The following is a 6,508-nucleotide window of genomic DNA, read 5'->3' as shown; positions in this document are numbered from 1 at the left end:
TCAGCCCGCCTCCCTGCGCATACCTCATGACTCCGGCATACCGCAACGATCACGAAACGTCAGTTCCTCCCCCGCCACTACGAGTTCAACCTCAGTACCGTGCGGCTCACCAACTGCACGACATCAAAAGGCGACTCGACCGCGGGACCGGGATTCCCGACATCGAGACTTCCATGGTGATCGCTAGCCTGGAGGAACTGGCGGCCTGGCAGGCGGATGATGAAGCCGAGTGGTGCGGCAGTGATTCCTTGCAATGGCAGGACGCCATCCGCGAGCTCAGGCGGCGAGTTGCGAGGTCTGACGCTGTGACTCCTGGCGAACCCGCCTCCTGACCAGGCGGCGGTCCTTGGACGTGCGTAGCGGATGCCCCGTCGGCGATGACACAGCCGTCTCCTCCAACTGGGCCGAAAACTCGGCGAGGTCGACTGCCGGCGGCCAGTTTGGATTCCCCACGTATGGCCAGGCGTGGCGTCACGTTTCGTGACGATTTCTGGTCAAGGTGTTGTCCGACGGTCGGCACCGGAGGGTGCCGTGTGCGCTCCTGCATGTGCGTCGCCAAGGTGATCGGCGGCGGCTGGGTTCCGGTTCTCCGACCGTGAGGGGAGAGCCGGATGAGGAGTGTCCTGGTGATGGCGGTGCCTCGGCTCTGAACGTGCCGGTGCAGTGGGCCCGCCGGCAGGACGCTACGGCAGGATCTCCAGCTGAACCGCGCTCTGGGTGACTTGGAGGCCGGATGTGAGGCAGTCCGTGGGCAGTTGCTGGGGCAGCGAGGTCACGGTCCTGCGTACCAAGTGCCCTTCACCGCGTCCCTCGGTGACTCGTCCGGACTGCAGGACGACCAGGACGCCCGCGACACGGGCGGTAGTGGCACCGTCGATCACGATCACCGACCGGGAACCGTCGGCGTAGCGGACGGTTTCGGTGCCGCCGGCGCTGGACAGCGACAGGCAGGACGCCGCCGGCGCGACGGTGTCGAAGGAGCCGGTGGCCGGGGTGGTACGGCCGGGGGCGGTGGTGCAGGTGTAGCGCACGTCTGCGTGGTTGCGGGTCTCCCGGGGCAGGAGGGTGAGCGGCGGGTCATAGCGGCCCTGAGCGTGGCCCGTGCAGGCGACGGTCCCGTACCCGCCCGTCCCGGCCTGTCCGGGCGGCGCCCACACCAGTGACGAGACCATCAGGGCCAGCGACCCCACCATCAGCGTCACACCGCGCCCTCGCACCATAGGTACCTCCAGCAAGTCGTCTGTCATTACGCGCACTTGGCTACCCCGGCCCGCATCGTCTGATCCAGCGCCTGGAAGCGCACCACCGGCGCACACTCGCCTCCGCGCACTACTGCGCACACCCCTCCTCCCAATGGGCCGCATGGCATCCGGAGCGTGGCGGGTGGGAGGGCGGGACGAGTCCATGGCAAGCAGGAGGAGACCGAGTGAGCCCTACGACCGCCACAGCCGCAACCGCCGCGAGGGTGCGGGTGTTCGCCATGATGGACGCCGACGGGGACCGGGGCATCACGCGGCACGACTACCTCTCCCACATCGACCGGACCGTCCTGGCCACAGGGCGCACAGAGGACGACCCACTCGTCGTCACGGCCCGCGCGGAAGGCGTCAAAGCCTGGGGCGCGAAGGACGCAAACAGCGACGGGAAGCTGACCTTCGACGAATACAACGCGTCGGTGGGCGCCGACACGTTCGACAACGTCTGCCGGTTCGCCCTCGGCGCGCTCTTCGATCTCGCCGACACGGACGGGGACGGCGCCCTGGACAAAGCCGAATACACGATGCTGCGCACCGCACTGAACAACTCGCCGAGCAACGCCGCCGCCGCGTTCGACGCGCTGGATGCCGACGGCGACGGCGTGGTCGGCCGCGATGCCTATCTGGCCTCGATCCGCGCCTACATCGTTGGCGACAGCTCCCCGATGGGCGAGGCCCTGTACTGATGTGAACGCATCCCGGATCGCTCCAGCACCGCCCCTTGCCGGAGACACCACATAACACTCAGTGATCGTCGGCGGCCAGTTGCCTTCCCCGACAACTGGTCGCCGGTGGGGAAATTCCAACCGGCCGCTGTCAGTCGACTTGGGGACCAGCTCTGGAGACCAGTGGTCGCTGCACGGATCTTGATCGCAGCGTCGACCGTGGTGAAGATCCGGTAAGTGGACGGATGCTCCCAGCACGTCGACCTCCTGATCGATGACGGCCACCGAGCCTCCCTGTCGGGCGCCGTGACAGAGCTTGTTCGGGGACCTTGGACACGGGCCACGCGGCTGAGGCCGGGGTGTGGTTGACGTCGCTGGAGATGGCGCTCCTGCTCGTGTTTGTGAACCTGGAGGAGACCAGGGGCCGACGCCGGTTCGGTCAGCAGCCGTACCCGGTCACCCCTCCTCACTAGCGTGAGAGGGCGCAGTAAGCGGGAGAGCGTCGCTACTACACGGATATTGTGGGGCAGTGGCGGGTGACGGGGGCATGAGCGATCGTGTGGTCGCCGAGAACCGTAGAGCGACAGAACTGTTCCGGCGGGTGCTTGCGGGAGACCTTGAAGGGCTCGATGAGGCAGTTCGGTTGGCCGACAGCGTACGGCGAGCTGTCCCCAAGGGGGACAGCCGGCATCTAGCTGTCGTGGTCAACTACTGCGCCGGTCTCCTTCGAAGGGCAAGTTGAATGCGGTGCGTACGCAGCTGCACTGCGAGACCACGCTCCGCTCGTTCTATGACTTCCACTTGGAGGAGGGCGTGGGACCGGTCGTCAATCCGTTCCCGCTGGATCGGGCGCGCCGTTTGGGCCGTGCGCATGCCGGTCAGCGGCCCGGGCAGCCGTTTCGGCTGGAGCGGCAGGGGCGTTACCGGCCGAGCGTTCCGGGCAGGGCGCCGGGACGGATCCCCCAGTCGGATGCCGAACAAGCCCGCCGCAGCACCGCCGTGGACCTCGGCATCCCGACCTTCCGCGACATCGCCGAACGGCACGCCGGCGCGCCTCTGCGGCCGTGAGGCTCGCCACTACCGGTGCGTGCGGAGTCCGTCGAGGATGAGCGCGAGCATGTGGGGGGCCCGGTCCACGGGGCTGGACGCGGCACGCCACAACGCGCCGGTCAGCTGGAGGAAATCCCCAGGTGCGGCGTCCACACGGATGCTTCCGTCCTTCTTGCCGGCGTCGAGGAGTTCTGTGATCGCGGCGATGACCGGCCCGTAGCTCTGCTCGCTGATCGCCTGGTGCACGCCCGGGGTGAGTGCGTCGCCGAGGCCGTGCTTTCGCCGCATGGCCTCGACGAGGTCCATCGTCCAGTGTCGGAGGGCTTCCAATGGCGGCATCCGGGCCAGTAGGTCGGGCACGGTGCCGGTGATGCGTGCCACCTCGTCCTGGTTGACGGCCAGGACGAGCGCCTCGCGTGTGGGGAAGTTGCGGTACAGGGTGCCCGCGCCGACTCCGGCGCGCTGGGCGATCTGGTTCATCGACGTGCTGCCGTCCGCGGTGAGCGCTTCGCGTGCGGCGGCGAGGATGCGTGCCCTGTTCTCACGGGCGTCCGAACGGACCACGGGACCTCACGTTGCTAAGTGGAGAGTTCTCCACTACATTATGCGGAGAGCTCTCCACATACTTTAAGGAGCGTCATGCATTACATCAAGCTCGGCATGACCGGCCTCGACGTGTCCCCGATCGCGATCGGTGCGATGACCTACGGCGAACCCGACCGCGGGCATCCCGTCTGGTCGAAGGGCGAACAGGACGCGCGCCCGCTCATCAGGCACGCACTGGAGGCGGGGATCAACTTCTTCGACACCGCGAACATGTACTCCAACGGCTCCAGCGAGGAGATCCTCGGCCGCGCGCTCAAGGACTTCGCCGACCGCGACGCCGTGGTGATCGCCACGAAGCTGCGCCACCCGATGCGGCTGGGACCGAACGGCCGCGGCCTGTCGCGCAAGGCGATCATGACCGAGGTCGACCACTCGCTGCGCCGCCTCGGCACTGACTACATCGACCTCTACCAGATCCACCGCAACGACCACGCCACCCCGTGGGAGGAGACGCTGGAGGCACTCAGCGACCTCGTGAAGGCCGGCAAGGTCCGCTACCTCGGCGCCTCGTCCATGCACGCCTGGGAGTTCGCGAAGGCGCTGCACCTGCAGGAGTGGCACGGCTGGGCGCGGTTCGTGTCGATGCAGGACCACTACAACCTCCTCGCCCGCGAGGAGGAGCGGGAGATGATCCCGCTGTGCCTGGACGAGGGCGTCGGCACGATCATCTGGTCGCCGCTGGCCCGCGGCCGTCTCGCCCGCGCGTGGGACGATGCCCGCTCGACGGCGCGCTCCGAGACGGACGGCGCCTACGCAGACCTGCTCTACTCGCCCGAGCTGGAGGCGTCCAACCACGCCATCATCGACGCGGTCGGACGGGTCGCGGACGCTCACGGCGTCAGCCGCTCACAGGTCGCGCTCGCCTGGCTGCGCCGCCAGCCGGTCGTCACCGCACCGCTGGTCGGCGCCGGCTCGATCCGGCAGATCGACGAGGCCGTGGCCTCTCTCGACATCGCACTGACCGACGAGGACGTGCGCGCCCTGGAGGCCCCGTACACCCCCCGCCAGGACTGGCAGGGCGTATCCGACGAGGCCGAGATGGAGGCCATCCGCAAGCGCGTTCCCGGCATGGCTCTCGCATGAACCCCATCGTCCGCTCCGGCGCCGCTGCCCGCGCCGGAGCCCTCCTCATCCTTGTCGGCCCGCTCGTGTCCTGGGTCGCCGAGTTCATCACCGCCGCCGCATGGCAGGACCCGCCGTACTCGCCCCTGTACAACTGGGTCAGCCACCTCGGCCTGACCGGCCCGCCGCAGACCGCGTTCGGGCAGGTCGCCGATTCCCCCCTCGGTGCCGTCATGGACACCGGCTGGGTGATCTACGGCACCCTCCTGATCGTCGGCACGTTCCTCGTGTTCGACCCGCGCAAGGGCGCCCGCCCCATCGTCATCGTGAGCCTCGCCGTCCTCGCCGGTGTCGGAGTCTCGCTCGTCGGCATCTTCCAGGGCTCCAACGCCAACGTCGACAACGGCCTGATCGCCTTCCACACCGTCGGCGCGCAGGGCGTCATGCTCGCCGGCAACATCATGGCGATCGCCGTCGGAACCTGCGGAACCCGCATCGGTCTCACCAGTGGCCGCTCGATCGCGAGCACCGCGCTCGGCGCCGCCGGACTGATCGCATTCGCCCTCTTCATGACCGATGTGTTCACCGGCTGGATGTGGAACATCGGCCTGTTCGAGCGCGCCGTCATCTACCCGATCATGATCGGCCACGCCCTCCTCGGAAGCAGCGTGGCCGCCACCCAGCGCCACCGTGCGACGCACCCGCCGGCACCCCTTGCCGCACGAGCCGAGAGCTGAAGGACAGATGACACGAGTACTGGTCACCGGAGGAACCGGATTCATCGGGAGCTGGTGCATCCAGGCCCTGCTGGAGGCCGGGCACACCGTCCGCACCACGGTCCGCGACCTGCGGCGCGAGCCGGCGCTGCGCTCCTGGCTGCACGCGGCCTCACCGTTCGACGACGACCGGCTCACCGTCGTGCGCGCCGACCTCGAACACTCCGAGAGCTGGGACGCTGCCGTCGCCGGCTGCGACTTCGTCCTCCACGTCGCCTCGCCGACCCTGCGCCACACGCCGGCGAACGACGACGACCTGGTGGTCCCCGCGCGCGAGGGTGTCCTGCGGGTGCTGCGCGCAGCCCGCAACGCCGGTGTGCGCCGGGTCGTCCTGACCAGCGCCTTCGGTGCCATCGGGATCGGGCACCCCCCGCGCTCGACCCCGTTCACCGAGGAGGACTGGACAGACGTCGACAGCGACATCCCGCCCTACCAGCGGTCAAAAACACTCGCCGAACGCGCCGCCTGGCAGTTCATCCAGGACGAAGGCGGTGGCCTGGAACTGGCGGCGGTTCATCCCGTGGGGGTCCTTGGACCCCTGCTCGGCCTGGACGACCCGCCATCTCTGCGTCTGGTCCGCAGAATGCTCGAAGGACAGGTTCCCGCGTGCCCTCCCTTCGGGATGGGCTTCGTCGACGTGCGCGACGTCGCGGACCTGCACCTGCGCGCGATGACCGATCCGGCAGCCGCCGGCGAACGTTTCCTGGCCATCGCCGGGCACAGCCTGCGCGTCATCGACATCGCACGCATCCTGCACGACCGCCTCGGTGAGCGCGCCGCGAAGGCCCCGACCCGTGAACTGCCCGTGTGGGTCGCCCGCACACTGGGCATCGTGAACCCGGAACTGCGCCTGCTCAAGCACCAGCTCGGCCGGGATCTCGACGCCACAAGCTCCAAGGCGGAGAAGCTCCTCGGATGGCGGGCCCGTCCCATCGAGGACACCATCGCGGAGACCGCCGAGAGCCTCCTCGCCCACGGCATCGGGACCCGGCACGGCAACCGGCATGTTCCACAGGCGCCCGTCCCTTAGCCGGTGAGGGCGTGTCCGCCGAGCGTCCTGATCCACGTCGCTCCTGCCGCAGGCCAGTCCGCG

The 6,508-nt window shown here is 68.7% G+C and carries 7 protein-coding genes and 1 pseudogene; 6 read left to right on the top strand and 2 right to left on the bottom strand.

Annotated elements, in window-relative coordinates; genetic code table 11:
* Nucleotides 1-332 (top strand): annotated as a pseudogene (locus AB0N07_RS21500) (hypothetical protein); the annotation flags it as partial.
* A 351-nt stretch (nt 333-683) separates the two neighbouring features.
* On the opposite strand, the gene AB0N07_RS21495 reads toward AB0N07_RS21500, so the two are convergent.
* Nucleotides 684-1,220 carry a hypothetical protein gene (locus AB0N07_RS21495; RefSeq protein ID WP_365837300.1) on the bottom strand — a complete coding sequence of 179 codons (537 nt, stop codon included), beginning with the start codon at nt 1,218-1,220 and terminating at the stop codon, nt 684-686.
* A 206-nt stretch (nt 1,221-1,426) separates the two neighbouring features.
* Between AB0N07_RS21495 and AB0N07_RS21490 the strand changes: the two genes are divergently transcribed.
* Entirely contained in the window at nt 1,427-1,942 is a 516-nt protein-coding gene (locus AB0N07_RS21490; protein ID WP_365837298.1) for an EF-hand domain-containing protein, read from the top strand.
* A gap of 726 nt (nt 1,943-2,668) precedes the next feature.
* Nucleotides 2,669-2,989 (top strand): hypothetical protein, encoded by a 321-nt coding sequence (locus AB0N07_RS21485; RefSeq protein WP_365837296.1) that lies wholly within the window; start codon nt 2,669-2,671, stop codon nt 2,987-2,989.
* Nucleotides 2,990-2,998: 9 nt separating this feature from the next.
* Here AB0N07_RS21485 and AB0N07_RS21480 read toward each other — a convergent pair whose 3' ends face one another.
* Entirely contained in the window at nt 2,999-3,535 is a 537-nt protein-coding gene (locus tag AB0N07_RS21480) for a TetR/AcrR family transcriptional regulator (RefSeq protein ID WP_365837294.1), read from the bottom strand.
* Between the two features lie 75 nt (nt 3,536-3,610).
* Between AB0N07_RS21480 and AB0N07_RS21475 the strand changes: the two genes are divergently transcribed.
* Genes AB0N07_RS21475 through AB0N07_RS21465 form a run of 3 tightly spaced genes read left to right on the top strand, consistent with a single transcriptional unit; the run spans nt 3,611 to nt 6,445 of the window.
* The gene (locus AB0N07_RS21475; RefSeq protein WP_365837292.1) at nt 3,611-4,660 is read left to right on the top strand and encodes an aldo/keto reductase; all 1,050 of its coding nucleotides are present in this window, start codon (nt 3,611-3,613) and stop codon (nt 4,658-4,660) included.
* Entirely contained in the window at nt 4,657-5,376 is a 720-nt protein-coding gene (locus tag AB0N07_RS21470) for a DUF998 domain-containing protein (protein WP_365837290.1), read from the top strand. Before AB0N07_RS21475 ends, AB0N07_RS21470 begins: the two co-directional genes overlap by 4 nt.
* 7 nt (nt 5,377-5,383) lie before the next feature.
* Nucleotides 5,384-6,445 (top strand): aldehyde reductase, encoded by a 1,062-nt coding sequence (locus tag AB0N07_RS21465; protein WP_365837288.1) that lies wholly within the window; start codon nt 5,384-5,386, stop codon nt 6,443-6,445.
* Nucleotides 6,446-6,508: the final 63 nt, after the last annotated feature.

This window comes from Streptomyces sp. NPDC051172, from assembly GCF_040682555.1.
Classification (GTDB): domain Bacteria; phylum Actinomycetota; class Actinomycetes; order Streptomycetales; family Streptomycetaceae; genus Streptomyces.
Note: the sequence above shows the minus strand (reverse complement) of the source record. Positions and strands in the feature narration are given on the sequence as shown.